Below are 16,239 nucleotides of genomic sequence, written 5' to 3'. Positions count from 1 at the left end.
TACAGTCGCCGCCATGAGAGGTCACCGGTGGCGAGTTACCAAGACTTGCTCGACGCGATAGCGCGGGTCCGAGCGGCCACCGGAAACCCTGAGGCCTGGATGGCCGGCCTGTCCGCCGAGGATCTGGCCGTGGCCACCAACCCGCTCGGGGGTCCCGTCGACGCGGTACTGGCCAAGATCCGCGCCCAGCACGGTGCGGTATTCGGCGAACTACCGCAATCTCAGCAGGGCAGCGCGGCGGACGCCATCCGCACGGCGGAAACCTCACTGGCGCAGCAGAATTCGCTGAGCGCGCAGGTGGACCTCCAAGTCATCACCGCGGTGCTCAATGCCCACTCGACCAACACCGCCGGCCGCGAGACCCTCGATGCCCTCCAGGACGAGATCGAGGCGGCCGTCACCACCCGCACCGATCTGGACACCCCGGCCGGGGCTCGGGCGTTCCAGCGCTACCTGATCGACAAGCTCCGCGACATCCGGACGGTCGTCGAAACCGCCGGACTCGACGCCACGTCGAAGGCAGCATTGGCGGCCGCGCTGGCGTCGCTGTACTCGGCGGCCACCCCGGCTACCCCGGCCACCGAGACCGAAAGCCGAACCGCGCCAACGGTCGTGGCGCACGAACCCGACGCCGCACCTGCGGCCGTCCCGGTGCCTTCCGATCCACTCGACGATCCCTTGCTGGATCCGTTGCTCGCCGAGGATCCCGGGCCACCGGCCCCGCAGCCCGCCCCGGCCAGTGCACCAGCGGCCGCGCCAGTGCCCGCAGCGATGCCGACCCTGCCCGGCTTCGGCGGTGGTGGGGGCCTGCCGGCAGGATCTCCCGCGGCCCCGCTGGCGCTACCTGAACCGCTCGCCGCGCCACTGCCCGGCCCGCAGGACGACGTCACCCCCGATGAGCTCCTGCCCGAGGAGCCGGCGGATCCCGAAATCGACCCGGTCGACGAGACTACCGACGAGGCCGACACCGCACCGGCCGCCGCCGAGGACAGCACGCTCGTGCACCTGCCCGACGGGCAGACCATCACCGCGCCCACTCCACAACTGGCAGCGGCCATCACCGCCGTGGTGGCCGGTACCCCGATCCCCGAGGCGTTCAAGGCCCAGGGCATCACCATCCCGCCGGCCGGCACCGCCGTCGCCAACCCGGTCGATTCCACGCGCCTGCTGCCCGGCGACATCGGCATGCTCACCGACCGGCACGCCGTCGCCCTGGGCAACGGCAAGGCCGTCTTCAACAACCGAATCGAACCCATTGCGAGCGTGACCGGCCCGAGCTTTCTAGGGTGGGAGCATCCGCCGGAGCCGGGCATCGCCGCCCCACCCACCACGTCGGACCGTCCGACACCGACCCGGCCCGCGGTGACGGCCGGCCCGTCCTGATAGGAGATCGACATGGCAGAGCGCATCCACGTGGTGCCCGACAAGCTGCGCCGGGCGGCCCGTCACCACCAGGACACCGCCGAACAGCTCAGCCAGGCTCATGCCAGTCACGCCGATATCCTGGCCAGCCTGGAGTCCCTCGGACCGATCTTCGCCGAGCTTCGCGAGGCCGGCCGCGAACTGCTCGATCAGCGGCGCACCTGCTACCAGCAGCAGTCCGAGGCGCACGCCGAGCTGGCCGACACGTTGCGCTATGCGGCGGATACCTGGGAGTTGCAGGACAGCGCGGGCGCCGCGGCGTTCAACCAGGTCATCGAAGGCAGCCCATGACCGAAGCCGATCCGGCGTTCGACGCCGTCCACCCCAGCGGGCACGTGCTGTTCCGGTCCTGCCGGGGCGGCTACCTGCACAGCGTGGCGCTGGCCGAAGCCGCGATGGATGCGGACGCCACGTCGTTGGCCGAGGCGATTGTGCGGACCGCCGACGTGTCCTACCTCAAGGCGTTGATGGAGGTGCGCGGCGAGATCGTCGCTGCCGGGCACACACCGTCGGCGGATGTGCCGACCGAACGTGATCTCCAGGATGCGGTCGAGGCGCTGCACGAGCACCGGTTACAGCCCGACGAGCTGTAGCGCGGGGTCATGCCCCGCCGAAACTGAACTCACGCCGGAAAAGTGCGAGTGGATGTCTGCAGGACGTCAGTCTCGGCGCACGGTGGGGCACTACTCGTCCGGCTCCGGGGTGATCGCCTGGGGCGGCGCTACCGGATGAGCCCCGAAGAGTTCCCGCGTCCGCTGCAGCAGGGCCCGCACCTCGTCGAGTTGCTGTTGCAGCAGCGAATCACCCATGGCCGCAACGGTAGTCCTGGGCACCGAGCGCCACAATTCACCTTTGCCGCGGAATCTCGGCGGTGATCCGGTCCAGCAGGGCGGGGTAGCGGTTGGCTTCCCGGTGCCAGCCGGGCTTTCCGCTGCTGATCACCCCGACCGAGATGCGGCGCTGCGGGTCGGCCCAGATCGCCACGTTGGTCAGGCCGGTATGGCCGAAAGCAGCCGGTGCGTCCCTTCCGAACGGTCCGAACCGCGCCGATCCCAGCATGTAGCCGGTGCCCCAGCGCAGCGGTGTCAATCCGGTGGCGACGTCCGGTCGCAGCCGGCGGGCCTCGGCGACCGCGCCGCGCAGGGTCTCCGGGGACATCACGCGGACCCCGTCGAGCTCCCCGCCGCGCCGCAGGATCTCGGCGAACCGGGACAACTCGTCGGCCGTGGACACGGTGCTCGACGACGGGATCACTCCGGTGAGGAACAACGGTGTGTTGGAAAACGGGATGATCTGCGCCATGGTGCCGCCGACCGCCTTGCGAAACGCCGCGGCCATCGGCGCCGGCAGTGGCTTGCCGGTTACATGGCTCGGCGCGACCAGCGGGACATCCTGTTCGGCTACACCGTAATTGGTCCAGCGGAATCCCAGCGGGTCAAGTATCTCGGTGGCCAGGATCTCGCGGATACCGCGGCCTGTTGCCGCTGAGACGATCTCGCGGACCAGCGGCCCCCAGGTCAGCCCGTGATAGATGTGCATCAACCCGGGTTTGTGGATGGGCTTGAACTCGGCCAGCTTTGCGCGGGTGTACTCGCTGTCGTTCATCCGCTTGAGGCTGGGCCGAGGCCCGGTGGCGAACGGAATGCCCGCACTGTGCGTCATCACGTGCCGGATCGTGGTGCGGTCCTTGCCGTGCCGGCCGTACTCGGGCAGGTAGTCGGCCACGTAGTCGTCGAGCGAAAACTCGCCCCGCTCGACCAGCATGTGCACCACCGTGGTGGTGATCGCCTTGGCGGCGGAGTACACGCAGAACGGGGTCGCGACGGTGACGGGCACTTTCTGCGCCGACGGCGGATCGGCGGGGCCGTTACCCCAGCCGTGCCCGATCGCCCGGTTCAGCACCACCGCGCCGTCGTAGCGCACACAGACCTGGATCGCCGGATGCATCCCGGCGGCATACCAGTGCCGGGCAGCCTGCCAGATCCGCTCGACCGCGGCAGGGGAGAGGCCGGCGTCCTCCTCGGCGCCGATATCGGTGACGGAATCGAGGTCGGCGGGAACCGCGATCCGGCCGTCACCGGTGGGGGAGTCCGTCATCCCCGCTGCCTGTGCAGCGTGGCGGTCAGGTGCTTGACCGGCGGCACGCCGACCGCACCCATCAGCAGGGTGTAGGACAGTTCGTCACCGGCCACGCGGATCGAACGGCTCAGGGCGGTAACCCTTTTCGCCGATCCGGTCAACCCCACCGAGGTGGAGTCGACCTCGATGCCCAGGTCGGACCCGTCAACCGACAGCACACCCTCGTCGATCTCGGTGACGCCCGTGGGGTGCACGATGACGAACTCGATGCGGCCCGGCGAGGGCACCCGGACGTACCCCGTCTCGGCGTGCAGCGGCCGGCCGTCGTCGCTGGCCCGGGTGCGCTGGGAGTAGGTCAGGAACGGTTTGCCGGTGTGGCCGAAGACCACTTCTTCGCGATAGTCGAACGGCTCGATCGTCGGGTACTCCCCGTGGCCGGTACCGGCCCAGGTGCCCAACAGTGGAGCCAGTACGGCGATACCGGGATGCAGATCGGCCACATCCGTCAGCCTACGGCGTCGGGTTACCCCATCGGGCCGACGAGCTCGACCCAGTTGCCGTCCGGATCGGCGACGAACATCCAGCCCATGCCGGGCACCGGGGCGAACTCGGCGAGTTCCTGGGCGACCTCGTAACCGGCGGCCTTGACCTGCTCGGCAGCTGCGGTCACGTTGGCCACCACCACGGTGTAGTAGCGGATGCCGGCCGCGGCCGGTCCACCGCCGGCGACCGCGGGTGCGGCCGGCGGCTCATCGAGGGTGACCAGCTTGAGCACGTTGCTGCCCAGGCCGTAGCGCTTCATCGTGCCGCCCGGAAAGTCGAGATCACCCTGGAACGGCAGCCCGAGGAATTTCTCGTAGAACTCGACCATCGGGCCGAGGTTGGTGGTCACGAGACCGATTTCGACGTTGGGGGCGAGCAGCTCGATGGCCATCGGTGTTCCTCTGCGTTGAGAAGGGCGGACGTCGGTGAGGATAGCGGCCGGTGCGTTGCAGCAAACCCTAGGGTTTGGTGCCGATCGTGATGAGGTCCCAGACCGCCTTGGTCCACAGCGGCCGGTGGACGCGGTGCTGATCGGCCAGGGTGAATCCGGCGTCGGCGAACAACGCCTTCATTTCGTCGGGGGAGGGGTTGTGCGACGGATTCGACAGGCTCACCGACAGTTTCCGCAGCAGGGGCGGCGCCGGTGGGCTGATGGTGGCCACTGCGACCAGGCCGCCGGGGCGCAGCACACGGTGGAACTCGCGCAGGGCGGCCGGCTGGTCGAAGAAGTGGAAGGCCGACGTGGTGACGACGGCGTCGAGTGCGTCGTTGTCGAACGGCAGTGCTTCGGCCGGGCCCTTGAGCCAGGTCACCTTGTCTGACCGGGCCTGCGCCTCGCGCAGCATGCCGTCGGACATGTCTACCCCGTACACCGTGTCGGTGCTGAGCTCCCGCTGAATCCGATCGGCGAGAATCCCTGTGCCACAAGCGATATCAGCAACGGTGCGGACACCGTGGGCACGCAGCTCCGCGATCACCTCGTCTTGGGCGGGCTGGTACACCCACTGCTGCAGTACCGGCAGGTCGTACAGCGGAGCGGCCAGCGTCCAGAAACCGGTGACGACGTCGTTGAGATTGCGACCGCGTGCAGGCATGCCGCCAGTGTAGGAACGCGCCGCTGCGGGCGTCAGGGCAGTGGCGTCAACCGCAGATGGCGGTGCGGACCCCGGGCGAGTGCGGCGACGGCCGAGACGATGTTGCCCGCCGTGGACAACTCCCCCTCGGGGTCGCACACCTGCAGCACGCGGGCGACCGCCGGTCCCGGGACCAGCACCCATTCCACCCCGCGCCGGGCGCAACGCACGTTGACGGTGTGCAGGGCCGAGAACCCGTCGGTGCCGAAGAAATCCAACTGGGACAGGTCCAGTACCAACTGGTCGTAGCCCGCGACCCGGTCTTCGATGAAGCCGAAGAGGTCGGCGGAGTTGGCCGCGTCGACCTCCCCGACCGCAGCGACCAGGACGGTCGTGCGGCTCAACTCGCGGACCCGGAACTGTCCTCGCTCGGCGCGGCGGTTGCCGGGGCGGGGGGCAGCCACCGGGTGTGAAGAAATGGCAGCAGACATGACGCCTCCGTCAGTCGTAATCCCGTGGGGTGCCGGCAGCACGTCATGGCCGGGACCCTTGGACTCAAGATCCCACCGCGAGGGCGAGATTCCCTCGCTCGATGGCGTCATCCGGCGGCTGTGAATTCAACCTGTTCGAAATCTACTACGGATTTCGTGGTGAATCCACAACTAATTACGGATACCTATATTCGCAGATCAGAGACGTGTTTGCCAACACAGAAAAATTCCCCGCGCGTCATTTCTGGCAAATATTAACGCCCTCTGCAATTGATTCCGCATTCATCAAGCGTGGGCGCCGGCGGCCGACCAGGGAAGACAGATTTGAGATTGTGTCTACCCCTTCGGTGTGATCCCGATTACGCTGGCTCTCGACACCGAGGAGGCCTGGATGTATGACCTGACGATCACGGGCGGCACCGTCGTAGACGGCACCGGAGACAAGCCGTTCCGCGCGGATATCGGCATCAAGGACGGCAAGATCGTCGAGATCCGTCGTCGTGAGGGCGACGACCCGGGTCTGCAGGGCGAGGCGGCGCAGACCATCGACGCCACCGGGCGGATCGTCACTCCGGGATTCGTTGACATCCACACCCATTACGACGGGCAGGTCAGCTGGGACGGACTGCTCGAGCCGTCGACGTTGCACGGGGTGACCACGGTGGTCTCCGGCAACTGCGGTGTCGGGTTCGCCCCCGTCCAGCCAGGCAGCGAGCAGTGGCTCATCGAACTCATGGAAGGTGTCGAGGACATCCCCGGCACCGCCCTGACCGAGGGCATCTCCTGGGGCTGGGAGAGCTTCCCGGAGTACCTCGATGTCATCGAAAAGCAAGCGCTGGCAGTCGATTTCGGTACCCAGATCGCCCACGGCGCGGTTCGCGGCTACGCCATGGGGGAGCGCGGCGCGCGCAACGAGCCGGCCACCGCCGACGACATCAAGGTGATGGCACGGATCGTGCAGGAGGGGATCGAGGCCGGTGCCCTCGGGTTCTCGACCTCGCGTACCGAGGCGCACCGTGCCATCGACGGTGAACCGGTGCCCGGCACCTATGCCGCCGAAGACGAGTTGTTCGCACTCGGACGCGCCATGGCTGCCGGCGGCCAGGCCGTCTTCGAGGTCGCCCCCGCGGGCACCGCCGGCGAAAGTCTGGACGGCCCGATGAAGGAGCTGGACTGGATGGTCCGGCTGGCCGCCGAGATCGACCGGCCGCTGTCCTTCCCGGTGATCCAGACGCAGTCCGCCCCGGACCTGTGGCGCAAGCAGCTCGAGATCGCCGGCCGGGCACTGGACGACGGCATCCGGGTGCACCCGCAGTTCGCGGCCCGCCCGTTCGGCATGTTGTTCGGCTTCGCCGGCTACCACGCCTTCACCCACCGGCCGACCTTCCGGAAGCTGAAGGCCGAATTGTCCCCGGCGGACCTCGCGGCCCGGCTGGCGGATCCTGCGGTGCGGGCGGCGATCCTGTCCGAAACCGACCTGCCCCCGCAGCCGCTGCCGTTGTTCGACTCGCTCTTCGCGCTGATCCAGCACAGCGTCGACACCATCTACGCGATCGGCGATCCGCCGGACTACGAGCCCACCCCGGACCAGACCGTCGGTGCGCTGGCCAAGGCGCGCGGCCAGGATCCGCTGGCCACCATGTACGACCTGATGCTGGAGTCCAACGGCACCGCGATGCTGATGCTGCCGTTCTTCAACTACGTCGAGGGCAACCACGATGCCATCCACGAGATGATGTCGCACCGCGCCGCGATCTCGGGACTGTCCGACGGCGGCGCCCACTGCGGCCTGATCTGCGACGCGTCCTACCCGACGTTCATGCTCACCCACTGGGCTCGGGACCGGAAGCGCGGGCCGCGTTTCCCGATCGAGTACGTCGTGCGCAAGCAGACGCTGGACACCGCGACGCTGTTCGGGCTGACCGACCGTGGCGTGCTCAAGGTCGGCAAGAAGGCCGACGTCAATGTCATCAATATGGATGCGCTGACGCTCGAGGTGCCGCTGATGGCCTACGACCTGCCCGCCGGCGGCAACCGGTTGATGCAGGGTGCCCGCGGCTACGAGGCCACCGTGGTCAGCGGTGTCATCACCCGCAGGCACGGCGTGGACACCGGGGCGCGCCCAGGCGCCCTGCTGCGCGGGGTGCGCTGACAGCCCGCACCACCGGCGACACAGTATCTTCGGTGTCAGGACCATGAGCATCCCTTACACACCGGAGACGCCGGCTGCGGCGCCGACCTGCTACCGGCACCCCGACCGCCCGACCTACGTGCGGTGCACCCGCTGCCAACGGCCGATCTGCCCCGAGTGCATGCGCAGCGCCGCCGTCGGCCACCAGTGCATCGACTGCGTGTCCGCCGGTGCGCAGAGCGTGCGGCCGGTGCGGACCACCTTCGGCGGCGTGCAGCGCTCCGGTGCCCCGGTGGTCACCTACGCGCTGATCGCGGCCAATGTGCTGATGTTCGTGCTCGACATCGCCTCCCGCGGGCTCAAGCAGCAGCTGGTGCTGTGGGCTCCCGCGGTCGCGGCCGGCGAGTACTACCGGCTGATCACCTCGGCGTTCATCCACTTCGGTATCGCCCACATCCTGTTCAACATGTGGGCGCTGTACGTGCTGGGCCCGCCACTCGAACAGCATCTGGGCCGGCTGCGATTCGGCGCGCTCTACGGTTTGAGCGCGCTGGGCGGTTCGACTCTGGTGTACCTGGTCGCGCCGATCGGATCGGCGACCGCGGGCGCCTCCGGTGCGGTGTTCGGGTTGTTCGGAGCCACCTTCGTGGTGGCCCGACGGCTCAACCTCGACATCAAGTGGCTGATCATCCTGATTGCCGCCAACCTGGTGATCACGTTCACGGTGCCCGGCATCAGCTGGCAGGGCCACCTGGGCGGGCTGCTCACCGGCGCACTGATCGCCGCCGCGTATGTCTACGCGCCCAAGGACAATCGCACCCTGGTGCAGGCGGCCGTCACGATCACGACGCTGGTGGTCCTCGCTGGCCTGATCGTGTGGCGCACCGCTGATCTACTCGATCACTTCGGCGCGCTCATCGCCCGCTGAGCTAGAGCCGGGTCAGCCAGAACGGGTAGGTGAACGTCCCGCCCGGAGCGCCATCGCAACCGGCATCGAACGAGGACTGCAACGTCCCGGACAACGTGATGGCGTCGAAGGTGTACACGTCGTGGGTGGGGATCACCGGGCCGTAATAGATGTCACCGCAACGCAAGCCGTCCGGGACGTCGACGGTCAGGGTGTACTGGCCGTTGGCCAACACCGCATTGCCGTACCAGGCGTAGGCCTTGGCGATGGGCTGCGCGACCGCCGAGACCCGGGTGCACTCCGGGGTGATCGAGTTCGGCGGATTGCAGGAGGCGATGCTCCAGATCCAGGTGTGGAAGTCACGCCGGTCGGGGATGTTGACGTTGTAGCTGCCGGGCATCAGGTTGGCCGATGCCACCGGGGCAAAGCCCAACGCCGCCACGAACATAAGCACTACGCTGACCGCGAACCTCCGCACGAGCGGACTCCCTTCGTCTGGCCGTACTGCGGAACCAGTCGAATCTATGCTGTGCGCGCGCCCAAATCGAGTGGAATCCCAATGTCCGGTCCCGATCGGCAGCACCGCGGCGGTGTGGTCTTTAACCGGCGGCGGCGAATGCCGATGGCTACCATTCACTGCACGTCGCCGGGACACGACGCCGGGCGGACCCGAGCATGGGGGACTGACCTGTGGGCACTGACTTCGCGATCCCGGTGCATTCGACCGCCCACAAAGCCCGAACCGGGATGATCATCGGCGCGCTCGGTGTGGTGTTCGGTGACATCGGGACCAGCCCGATCTACACGCTGCAGACGCTGTTCAATCCCGGGGATCCGCATCCGGTGCCGATCACCCGCGCCAACGTCTACGGGGTGGTGTCGCTGATCTTCTGGTCGGTGATGATCATCGTCAGCCTCACCTACGTCACGCTGGTGATGCGGGCCGACAACGACGGTGAGGGTGGCGTGATGGCGCTGATCACCCTGGTACGCCGGCTCGGCACCCGGTCCAGCAGGCGCGTGATCGTGCTGCTGTCCGGACTCGGAATCCTCGGTGCCGCACTGTTTTTCGGTGACAGCATGATCACCCCCGCGATCTCGGTGCTGTCCGCGGTCGAGGGCATCAAGGTTGTCGACCCGGGCCTGGCGGAGCTGGTGGTACCGATCACCGCCGTGATCATCATCGGCCTGTTCCTGGTGCAGCGGCACGGCACCGCCACGGTCGGCCGATTCTTCGGCCCGGTGATGATCGTCTGGTTCGTCGTTATCGGCGCCTGCGGGGTGCGCGGCATCCTCGGGCATCCGCAGATCCTGCGGGCGTTGTCACCGACCTATGCACTGGAATTCATGTTCGGCCACTTCCACATCGCCTTCTTCGCGCTGGCCGCGGTGGTCCTCGCGGTCACCGGCGCCGAGGCGCTCTATGCCGATATGGGGCATTTCGGCCGGGCTTCGATCACCTGGGCATGGGCGGGGCTGGTGCTGCCTGCCCTGGTGCTCAACTACCTCGGCCAGGGCGCGCTGCTGCTGGGGGATCAAAGCGTGGTCAACGCCCCGTTCTTCCTGCTGGTGCCCGATGGGTGGGAACTGCCGATGATGGTGCTGGCCACCGCCGCGACGGTGATCGCGTCGCAGGCAGTGATCACCGGCGCCTACTCAGTGGCCTCGCAGGCTGCCCAACTCGGCTACCTTCCGCGGCTGCGGGTGTCGCACACCTCCGAGTCGTCGATCGGCCAGATCTACGTGCCCTGGATCAACGGCATGCTCATGGTCGCGGTGCTGATCCTGGTGTTCGCGTTCCGCAGTTCGGCCGCCCTGGGCTACGCCTACGGCATGGCCGTCACCGGCACCATCACGATCACCACCCTGTTGTTCCTCTACATCGCTCACAAACGCTGGCACTGGCCGCTGTGGCTGGTGGCCACCGGCGGCGGCGCACTGCTGCTGGTGGACCTGATGTTCCTGGCCGCCAACATGACCAAGATCGTCCACGGGGCGTGGCTGCCGCTGCTCATCGGCCTCATCGCATTCACCGTGTTGATCACCTGGCAGCGCGGCCGGGTCATCGTGACCAAGGCCCGCGACGTCGCCGAAGGTCCGCTGCGCGAGTTCGTCGCCGACATCACCCACCGCGAACCGCCCCTGACCCGGATCCCGGGGACGGCGATCTTCCTCAACCGGGGCAGTGAAACCGCGCCGCTGTCCTTCCGCGCCAACGTCGAGCACAACCACGTGTTGCATCAACACATCATCATCATGTCGATCGACACCCCGCCGGTCCCCCGGGTACCGGACAAGGAGCGGATCACCGTCGATGATCTCGGCAGCCACTACGACGGAATCTTCTTCGTCTCAGCACGATTCGGCTACATGGAGCGCCCCAATGTGCCGGCCGCGCTGCGCCTGGTCAACCCTGCCGACACCGAGGGCATCATCGACATCGCCAACGCGTCGTACTTCCTGTCCCGGATCGACCTGTGTGCCGGCGACCAGCCCACCATGGCGCCGTGGCGCAAACGACTGTTCATCGCCACCTCCCACATGACCGCCGACGCCGCCGGCTACTTCGGACTGCCGCTGGACCAGACCGTGATCATCGGCGCGCGCATCGAGGTCTAACGTGAAGGCATGACCGACTCCACCACGTGTGCGATCGTCGGCGGGGGGCCCGCCGGTATGGTGCTCGGACTGCTGCTGGCCCGGGCCGGTATCGAGGTCACGGTGCTGGAGAAGCACGCCGACTTCCTGCGCGACTTCCGCGGCGACACAGTGCATCCCAGCACCTTGCGCCTGCTCGACGAATTGGGCCTGTGGGACAAGTTCGCGGCGCTGCCGCAGAGCAAGGTGGAAGCCGCCACGCTGACCGTCGACGGTAAAGCGCTGACGATGGTCGACTTTCGCCGGCTGCGGCAACCGCATCGCTATGTCGCGATGGTGCCGCAGTGGGACCTGCTCAACCTGCTGGCTGAAGCGGCCGAGGCCGAGCCGACGTTCACGCTGCGGCTGCAGCACGAGGTCACCGGATTGGTGTGCACCGGCGGGCGCACCACCGGGGTGCGCTATACCTCACCTGATGGCGACGGCGAACTCAGTGCCGAGCTGACCGTGGCCTGCGACGGCCGCTGGTCGGTGGTGCGGCAGGGTGCCGGCCTGGTGGCCCGCGAGTTCCCGGTGGGTTTCGACGTGTGGTGGTTCCGGCTACCACGGGACAGCGGGGCGGCCTACTCGCTGATCCCGCGGACCGCACCGGGCCGGGTGCTGATCATGATTCCCCGGGAGGGCTACTTCCAGATCGCCTACCTGATTCCGAAGGGCAGCGACGCCGGATTGCGGGCCGCCGGGCTGGACGCGTTCAGGGCCGAGCTCAACGAGCTGGTTCCGGAGGCTAACGTCGACAGCCTGACCTCGCTGGACGACGTGAAGTTCCTCGACGTCCGGGTGAACCGGCTCAAGCGCTGGCACACCGACGGCTTGCTCTGCATCGGCGATGCGGCGCACGCGATGTCGCCGGTCGGCGGGGTGGGCATCAACGTCGCCGTGCAGGACGCGGTGGGTGCGGCGACTCTGCTGGCCGAGCCGCTGCGTCGCCGCGATGTCACCAACGCCCACCTGGCCGCGGTACGCCGTCGTCGGCTTCCCGCCGCGGTGGTGACGCAGGCGGTGCAGCGGGTGATGCACCGTCAGCTCGTGGAGCCGATCCTGCGTGGCGAAAGCGCAAACCCGCCCGCGGTGATGACGACCTTGATCCAGCGGTTGCCGTGGTTGTCGGCTATCCCGGCCTACATCGTCGGCGTGGGGGTGCGCCCGGAGCGGGCCCCGGCCTTCGCGCGCCGCTGAGGTCCTAGATCTCGGGCGCCGGGATGACGCCCGTCGCGATCGCACCCGCGGCGCCGCCGTCGACCGCGATCGCCTGCCCGTTGACCCACCTCGCGTCGTCGGACACCAGGAAGCCGATCACCGCGGCGATATCGTCGGGCTGGCCGTGCCTGCCCAGCAGCGCCTTGGACCCGTCGAGGGTGTCCTTGCCCATGGTCGCCTCGAAGTCCACCAGGATGGGCGTCTCGACCGGGCCCGGCAGCACGGCGTTGATCCGCAGCCCGCGCTGCCGCATGGCCAGACCGGTCGACAGCGTGTAGACGGTGGCCACCTCTTTGGAGAAGTTGTAGGCGTTGCCGTGCTGCGGGTTCTCCTTGAACCAGGCGGCGCCGTCTTCGAATGTGCTGGTGGCCAGCAGATCCTGGATTGCGGGCAGCCGGGCGGGCCAGCCGAAGCCGGCGATCGAAGACACCACCACCACCGAACCGCCGGGGTTCAGCCGGTCGACGAAGGCGGTGGTCAGGTGCCGCACGGCGAGTGCGTTGACCGCCAGCACCAGGTCCGCCGGCGCCGTACCGGGCACCCCGGCGACGTTCACCAGCGCGTCGAAGCTGCCGTCGAGCTGTTCGAGCGCGGCATCGATGCTGCGGGGGTTGGCCAGATCCACCTCGATGTGCTCGGTGACAGCTGCGGTGGGGCTGTTGCGGTCCAGGCAGTACACCTGCGCACCCTGGGCCAGCAGACGTTCGGCGACGGCGTGCCCGATCCCGGAGGCCGCTCCGGTGACGACGATTCGCAGGGACGACATGGTGGAACTCCTTGCTCGAGAGGGGCTTACCAGCGGGCCGCGATGGCCTGCTGGCGCTGCAGGAAGGACATGTCGATCAGCTGGCCGCCGATGAGCATGTTGTGGGCGTGGCAGAGCTGGTGCAGCGCGAACGACGCCTGCATGGCGTTGACCCGGCCCTGATTGTCCTGCGCGGTGTTGACCGCTTCTTTGGCCAGTCGGAGCGCGAACAGTGGTTGTTCGGCGATGTGTTCGGCCAGTTGCATGGTGAACGTGGCCAATTCGTCCAGCGGGACAACGTGATTGACCATGCCGAGCCGGTGGGCGTCGGCAGCGCTGAGCGCGTCGGAGGTGAACAGCATCTCTTTGGCCTTGCGGACCCCGACCTCCCACGGATGGTTGAAGAACTCCGCGCCGGCGATCCCCATGGCCACCGTGTTGTCGGCGAACACCGCGTTGTCTGCGGCGACCACGATGTCACACGGCCACACCAGCATCAGGCCGCCGGCGATCACCTTGCCCTGAACCTCGGCAATGGTGGGCTTGGGGATGTTGCGCCAGCGCTCGGAGAAGCCGAGATAGATCTCCTTCTCCCGGGCCATCTGGCCCTGTGCCCCTTCGCATTCGAAGCCACACCAGGTGCCGACGGTGTCGTGGCCTGCCATCGCGCCCTGCAGGTTCTCCCGCAAGTCGTGGCCTGAGGAGAAGTGCGGACCGTCGGCCGCGAGGATGATCACCTTGATGTCGTTGTCGTGGGCCGCCTTATCGAAGGCGTCGTTGAGGTCATAGAGCAGTTGGGTGTCCTGCGAGTTGCGGGTCTCCGGGCGGGCCAGCACGATGCGGGCGATACCGGGCCGGGGCGTCTCGTAGCGAATCTTGCTGTTGGTCATGGTCTTCCCGGTGTCAGAAGGTGCAGGGCATGGATTGCACGGCGTGGATGAAGTTGCCGGACAGGTAGGTCGGTTCGCCGGCCTCGATCGTGGGCAGCTGGGTGAGCAACTCCCGGAACAGCGCCCGCAGCTGGGCCTTGGCCAGCTGTGCGCCCAGGCAGTAGTGCGCGCCGCCGCCCCCGAAGGCGACGTGATGGTTCGGGTTGCGGCTCAGGTCGAATCGGTGCGGATCGGGGATCACCGACCCGTCCCGGTTGCCCGAAGAGTAGAACATCACGACCTTGTCCCCGGCGGCGATGTGCTGACCGCCCAGGGTGTAGTCGCTGGCCGCGGTGCGGCTGAACGTCATGACGGGGGTGGACCAGCGGACGAACTCCTCGACCGCGCTGTCGATCCGGTTGTCGAAGTCGGCTGTCAGCCAGGCCCGTTGGTCGGGATTGCGGGTCAGCGCGTAGAGCGAGTGGCTGGTGGTCTGGCGGGTGGTGTCATTGCCGGCCACCGACATCAGCACCATGAAGGCGCCGATCTCGGCGTTGGTCAGCCGCTCGCCGTCCACCTCGGCCTGCACCAGGTTGGTCATGATGTCGTCCTGCGGGCGGCTGCGCCGCTCCTCGGCCATCTCGACGGCCACCTGGTGCAGGAACATCTGGTTGGTCACCATCACCTCGAGGGCGTTGCGGTCCCCGAGGAACAGCGGGTCGCTGACGGACACCATCGCGTCGGCGGCGTCGCGCACGGCGTCACGCTGGGCGTCGGGCACACCGACCATGTCGGCGATGGTCACCAGCGGAAGCTTCACTGCGCAGTTGCGCACGAAGTCCGAGCCGCTGCCGGCCGCGGCCAGTTCACCGACGATGAGCTTCGCGTTGTATTCGATGCTCTCCACCAGTCGCGCGACCGCGCGGGGAGTGAACGCCTGGCGCACCAAACCCCGGATCTTGGCGTGCTTGGCGCCGTCCATTCCGAGGAATGACAGCGTCACCTCGATGATGTCTTCCGGCACCGGCTCCATGTGGACGCCTTTGCTGGAGATGAAGACGTCACTGTGCCGACTGACCTCGACGATGTGTTCGTGAGTGACCGCGGCCCAGAATCCGGGTTCCGGGGCGGCGGGTAACAGGCTCGGGGTGTCCACCGGCGGGTGCCAGGACACCGGACGCTGCTCGCGGAGGATCCGGAAGCTGCGTTCGCGCTCGTCTGCGGTAGTCGACCAGAACGCGCGCGAGGAGATGTCGATCTCGTCGAACGGGGGCTTGTCGGGCATCGGGGCTCCTCGGTCGGTGCGGTATCCGGCGTGAGGCACACCACATCGGCCGGACTCCAGCACCGTAAACACACCGCGCCCGCAAGTCAAGACAGTATGTCTTAGACAGAGCGTCTTGATTTGCTATCCGCGGTGTTAGGATGGCTCGGTGCCGTCGATTACCCGCGGACCGCAAGCACCGGTGCGGACCACTCCGGAGGCTCGCGCGGACCGTCGTCGTGATTTGAGCCGGCGTCTGCTCGCGGCCACCGAAGCGCTGATGCGTGACGGGGCGTCGTTCACCGAGCTGAGCGTGGAACGTCTGGCGGTGGCCGCCGGGACGTCCCGGGCGACCTTCTACGTGTACTTCAAGGACAAGTCACGGCTGCTCGAGGAATTCGCCGAACAGGTTCTCGACGACATCGCCGCAGCGGTGCAGGGGCTGTGGAGCCAGCGCGACGCCGCACCGGCGGACATGAGGCGAGCGATCAGCGACATGATCGCCGCGTATCGCCGCCACCAGGAAGTACTCGGCGCGATCATGGAAGTCGCGCACTACACGCCCGCGATCGACACGGCCTACCGGCAGTTGATCGACCGCAATGCCCGCTACAGCCGGGATTTCCTCGATCGGGAGATCGCCGCCGGTCGGATCCGTGCCGTCGACAGCGATTCCCTCGGCCGGGTAATCACGTGGATGGTCGAGCGCTGCTGCTACCAGATGCTGCGCGACAACGCCCCCGATGCCGAGGACCGGCTGGCCGACGCGCTCACCGAGATGATCTGGAGCGCAATCTATCTCGAAGCTCCGCGCTAGCCGCGGTTGAGTGTGCGGTGAGGGTGGAAAATCGCCGGGA

18 protein-coding genes are annotated in these 16,239 nt (G+C 67.7%); 8 read left to right on the top strand and 10 right to left on the bottom strand.

The features are described from left to right. The first annotated feature begins 27 nt into the window (after nt 1–27). From BN3385_RS01510 to BN3385_RS01500, 3 genes are read left to right on the top strand one after another with little or no spacing between them, the layout of a single operon-like run. Entirely contained in the window at nt 28–1,383 is a 1,356-nt protein-coding gene (locus BN3385_RS01510) for a DUF4226 domain-containing protein (RefSeq protein ID WP_082690227.1), read from the top strand. Between the two features lie 12 nt (nt 1,384–1,395). After that, nucleotides 1,396–1,713, top strand: a complete 318-nt coding sequence (locus BN3385_RS01505; protein WP_059014416.1) for an ESX-1 secretion-associated protein — start codon at nt 1,396–1,398, stop codon at nt 1,711–1,713. After that, nucleotides 1,710–2,015 (top strand): DUF2694 family protein, encoded by a 306-nt coding sequence (locus BN3385_RS01500; protein WP_059014414.1) that lies wholly within the window; start codon nt 1,710–1,712, stop codon nt 2,013–2,015. The genes BN3385_RS01505 and BN3385_RS01500 overlap by 4 nt, the downstream gene beginning before the upstream one ends. A gap of 90 nt (nt 2,016–2,105) precedes the next feature. Here the strand turns inward: BN3385_RS01500 and BN3385_RS29160 are convergent, their stop codons facing one another. From BN3385_RS29160 to BN3385_RS01475, 6 genes are all read right to left on the bottom strand, one after another. Then, nucleotides 2,106–2,231, bottom strand: a complete 126-nt coding sequence (locus BN3385_RS29160) for a hypothetical protein (protein ID WP_286141593.1) — start codon at nt 2,229–2,231, stop codon at nt 2,106–2,108. Nucleotides 2,232–2,268: 37 nt separating this feature from the next. Further along, nucleotides 2,269–3,519: a lipase LipE gene (lipE, locus tag BN3385_RS01495; RefSeq protein WP_059014412.1), complete on the bottom strand. Its 1,251-nt coding sequence runs from the start codon at nt 3,517–3,519 to the stop codon at nt 2,269–2,271. Next, a complete protein-coding gene (locus BN3385_RS01490) occupies nt 3,516–4,001 on the bottom strand; it encodes a peroxynitrite isomerase (protein ID WP_059014410.1) in 486 nt (161 codons plus the stop codon). Before BN3385_RS01490 ends, lipE begins: the two co-directional genes overlap by 4 nt. A 23-nt stretch (nt 4,002–4,024) precedes the next feature. Continuing rightward, nucleotides 4,025–4,435, bottom strand: a complete 411-nt coding sequence (locus BN3385_RS01485; RefSeq protein WP_059014409.1) for a VOC family protein — start codon at nt 4,433–4,435, stop codon at nt 4,025–4,027. 67 nt (nt 4,436–4,502) lie between these two features. After that, the gene (locus BN3385_RS01480) at nt 4,503–5,138 is read right to left on the bottom strand and encodes a class I SAM-dependent methyltransferase (RefSeq protein ID WP_059014407.1); all 636 of its coding nucleotides are present in this window, start codon (nt 5,136–5,138) and stop codon (nt 4,503–4,505) included. Nucleotides 5,139–5,170: 32 nt separating this feature from the next. Beyond that, on the bottom strand, nt 5,171–5,608 hold the full coding sequence (locus tag BN3385_RS01475) for an STAS domain-containing protein (RefSeq protein WP_082690226.1): 438 nt from the start codon (nt 5,606–5,608) through the stop codon (nt 5,171–5,173). A 391-nt stretch (nt 5,609–5,999) separates the two neighbouring features. Here BN3385_RS01475 and BN3385_RS01470 point away from each other — a divergent pair, with 391 nt between their 5' ends. Further along, nucleotides 6,000–7,760, top strand: a complete 1,761-nt coding sequence (locus tag BN3385_RS01470; RefSeq protein ID WP_059016271.1) for an N-acyl-D-amino-acid deacylase family protein — start codon at nt 6,000–6,002, stop codon at nt 7,758–7,760. A 43-nt stretch (nt 7,761–7,803) separates the two neighbouring features. Beyond that, nucleotides 7,804–8,667: a rhomboid family intramembrane serine protease gene (locus BN3385_RS01465; RefSeq protein ID WP_082690225.1), complete on the top strand. Its 864-nt coding sequence runs from the start codon at nt 7,804–7,806 to the stop codon at nt 8,665–8,667. 1 nt (nt 8,668) lies between these two features. Here the strand turns inward: BN3385_RS01465 and BN3385_RS01460 are convergent, their stop codons facing one another. Continuing rightward, nucleotides 8,669–9,094: a hypothetical protein gene (locus BN3385_RS01460; RefSeq protein WP_059014402.1), complete on the bottom strand. Its 426-nt coding sequence runs from the start codon at nt 9,092–9,094 to the stop codon at nt 8,669–8,671. A 299-nt stretch (nt 9,095–9,393) separates the two neighbouring features. On the opposite strand from BN3385_RS01460, the gene BN3385_RS01455 reads away from it, so the two are divergent. Together BN3385_RS01455 and BN3385_RS01450 are read left to right on the top strand one after the other, a co-directional pair. Next, nucleotides 9,394–11,265, top strand: coding sequence for a potassium transporter Kup (locus tag BN3385_RS01455; protein WP_082690356.1), 1,872 nt, complete (start codon nt 9,394–9,396; stop codon nt 11,263–11,265). Between the two features lie 9 nt (nt 11,266–11,274). Beyond that, nucleotides 11,275–12,483 (top strand): FAD-dependent oxidoreductase, encoded by a 1,209-nt coding sequence (locus BN3385_RS01450; protein ID WP_059014398.1) that lies wholly within the window; start codon nt 11,275–11,277, stop codon nt 12,481–12,483. Between the two features lie 4 nt (nt 12,484–12,487). Here the strand turns inward: BN3385_RS01450 and BN3385_RS01445 are convergent, their stop codons facing one another. The 3 genes from BN3385_RS01445 to BN3385_RS01435 are packed head-to-tail and all read right to left on the bottom strand — an operon-like array spanning nt 12,488 to nt 15,403. Beyond that, on the bottom strand, nt 12,488–13,270 hold the full coding sequence (locus tag BN3385_RS01445; RefSeq protein WP_059014395.1) for a coniferyl-alcohol dehydrogenase: 783 nt from the start codon (nt 13,268–13,270) through the stop codon (nt 12,488–12,490). 26 nt (nt 13,271–13,296) lie between these two features. Further along, nucleotides 13,297–14,139 carry an enoyl-CoA hydratase gene (locus BN3385_RS01440; protein ID WP_059014393.1) on the bottom strand — a complete coding sequence of 281 codons (843 nt, stop codon included), beginning with the start codon at nt 14,137–14,139 and terminating at the stop codon, nt 13,297–13,299. Between the two features lie 13 nt (nt 14,140–14,152). Then, nucleotides 14,153–15,403, bottom strand: a complete 1,251-nt coding sequence (locus BN3385_RS01435; protein ID WP_059014390.1) for a cytochrome P450 — start codon at nt 15,401–15,403, stop codon at nt 14,153–14,155. Between the two features lie 148 nt (nt 15,404–15,551). Here BN3385_RS01435 and BN3385_RS01430 point away from each other — a divergent pair, with 148 nt between their 5' ends. Then, nucleotides 15,552–16,199: a TetR/AcrR family transcriptional regulator gene (locus BN3385_RS01430; RefSeq protein ID WP_059014388.1), complete on the top strand. Its 648-nt coding sequence runs from the start codon at nt 15,552–15,554 to the stop codon at nt 16,197–16,199. The last annotated feature ends 40 nt before the right edge of the window (nt 16,200–16,239 follow it).

This window comes from Mycobacterium sp. M26 (assembly GCF_001494595.1).
Taxonomy (GTDB): Bacteria; Actinomycetota; Actinomycetes; order Mycobacteriales; family Mycobacteriaceae; genus Mycobacterium.
The sequence above is the reverse complement of the archived record's forward strand: the minus strand, read 5'-3'. Positions and strand labels throughout refer to the sequence as shown.

Bases quoted from the DNA above. Each gene is read 5' to 3' on its own strand.
- BN3385_RS01505 (WP_059014416.1), top strand. From the start codon at position 1,396: ATGGCAGAGCGCATCCACGTGGTGCCCGACAAGCTGCGCCGGGCGGCC.
- BN3385_RS01500 (WP_059014414.1), top strand. From the start codon at position 1,710: ATGACCGAAGCCGATCCGGCGTTCGACGCCGTCCACCCCAGCGGGCAC.
- BN3385_RS29160 (WP_286141593.1), bottom strand. From the start codon at position 2,231: ATGGGTGATTCGCTGCTGCAACAGCAACTCGACGAGGTGCGGGCCCTG.
- lipE (WP_059014412.1), bottom strand. From the start codon at position 3,519: ATGACGGACTCCCCCACCGGTGACGGCCGGATCGCGGTTCCCGCCGAC.
- BN3385_RS01485 (WP_059014409.1), bottom strand. From the start codon at position 4,435: ATGGCCATCGAGCTGCTCGCCCCCAACGTCGAAATCGGTCTCGTGACC.
- BN3385_RS01480 (WP_059014407.1), bottom strand. From the start codon at position 5,138: ATGCCTGCACGCGGTCGCAATCTCAACGACGTCGTCACCGGTTTCTGG.
- BN3385_RS01475 (WP_082690226.1), bottom strand. From the start codon at position 5,608: ATGTCTGCTGCCATTTCTTCACACCCGGTGGCTGCCCCCCGCCCCGGC.
- BN3385_RS01470 (WP_059016271.1), top strand. From the start codon at position 6,000: ATGTATGACCTGACGATCACGGGCGGCACCGTCGTAGACGGCACCGGA.
- BN3385_RS01465 (WP_082690225.1), top strand. From the start codon at position 7,804: ATGAGCATCCCTTACACACCGGAGACGCCGGCTGCGGCGCCGACCTGC.
- BN3385_RS01460 (WP_059014402.1), bottom strand. From the start codon at position 9,094: ATGTTCGTGGCGGCGTTGGGCTTTGCCCCGGTGGCATCGGCCAACCTG.
- BN3385_RS01455 (WP_082690356.1), top strand. From the start codon at position 9,394: ATGATCATCGGCGCGCTCGGTGTGGTGTTCGGTGACATCGGGACCAGC.
- BN3385_RS01450 (WP_059014398.1), top strand. From the start codon at position 11,275: ATGACCGACTCCACCACGTGTGCGATCGTCGGCGGGGGGCCCGCCGGT.
- BN3385_RS01445 (WP_059014395.1), bottom strand. From the start codon at position 13,270: ATGTCGTCCCTGCGAATCGTCGTCACCGGAGCGGCCTCCGGGATCGGG.
- BN3385_RS01440 (WP_059014393.1), bottom strand. From the start codon at position 14,139: ATGACCAACAGCAAGATTCGCTACGAGACGCCCCGGCCCGGTATCGCC.
- BN3385_RS01435 (WP_059014390.1), bottom strand. From the start codon at position 15,403: ATGCCCGACAAGCCCCCGTTCGACGAGATCGACATCTCCTCGCGCGCG.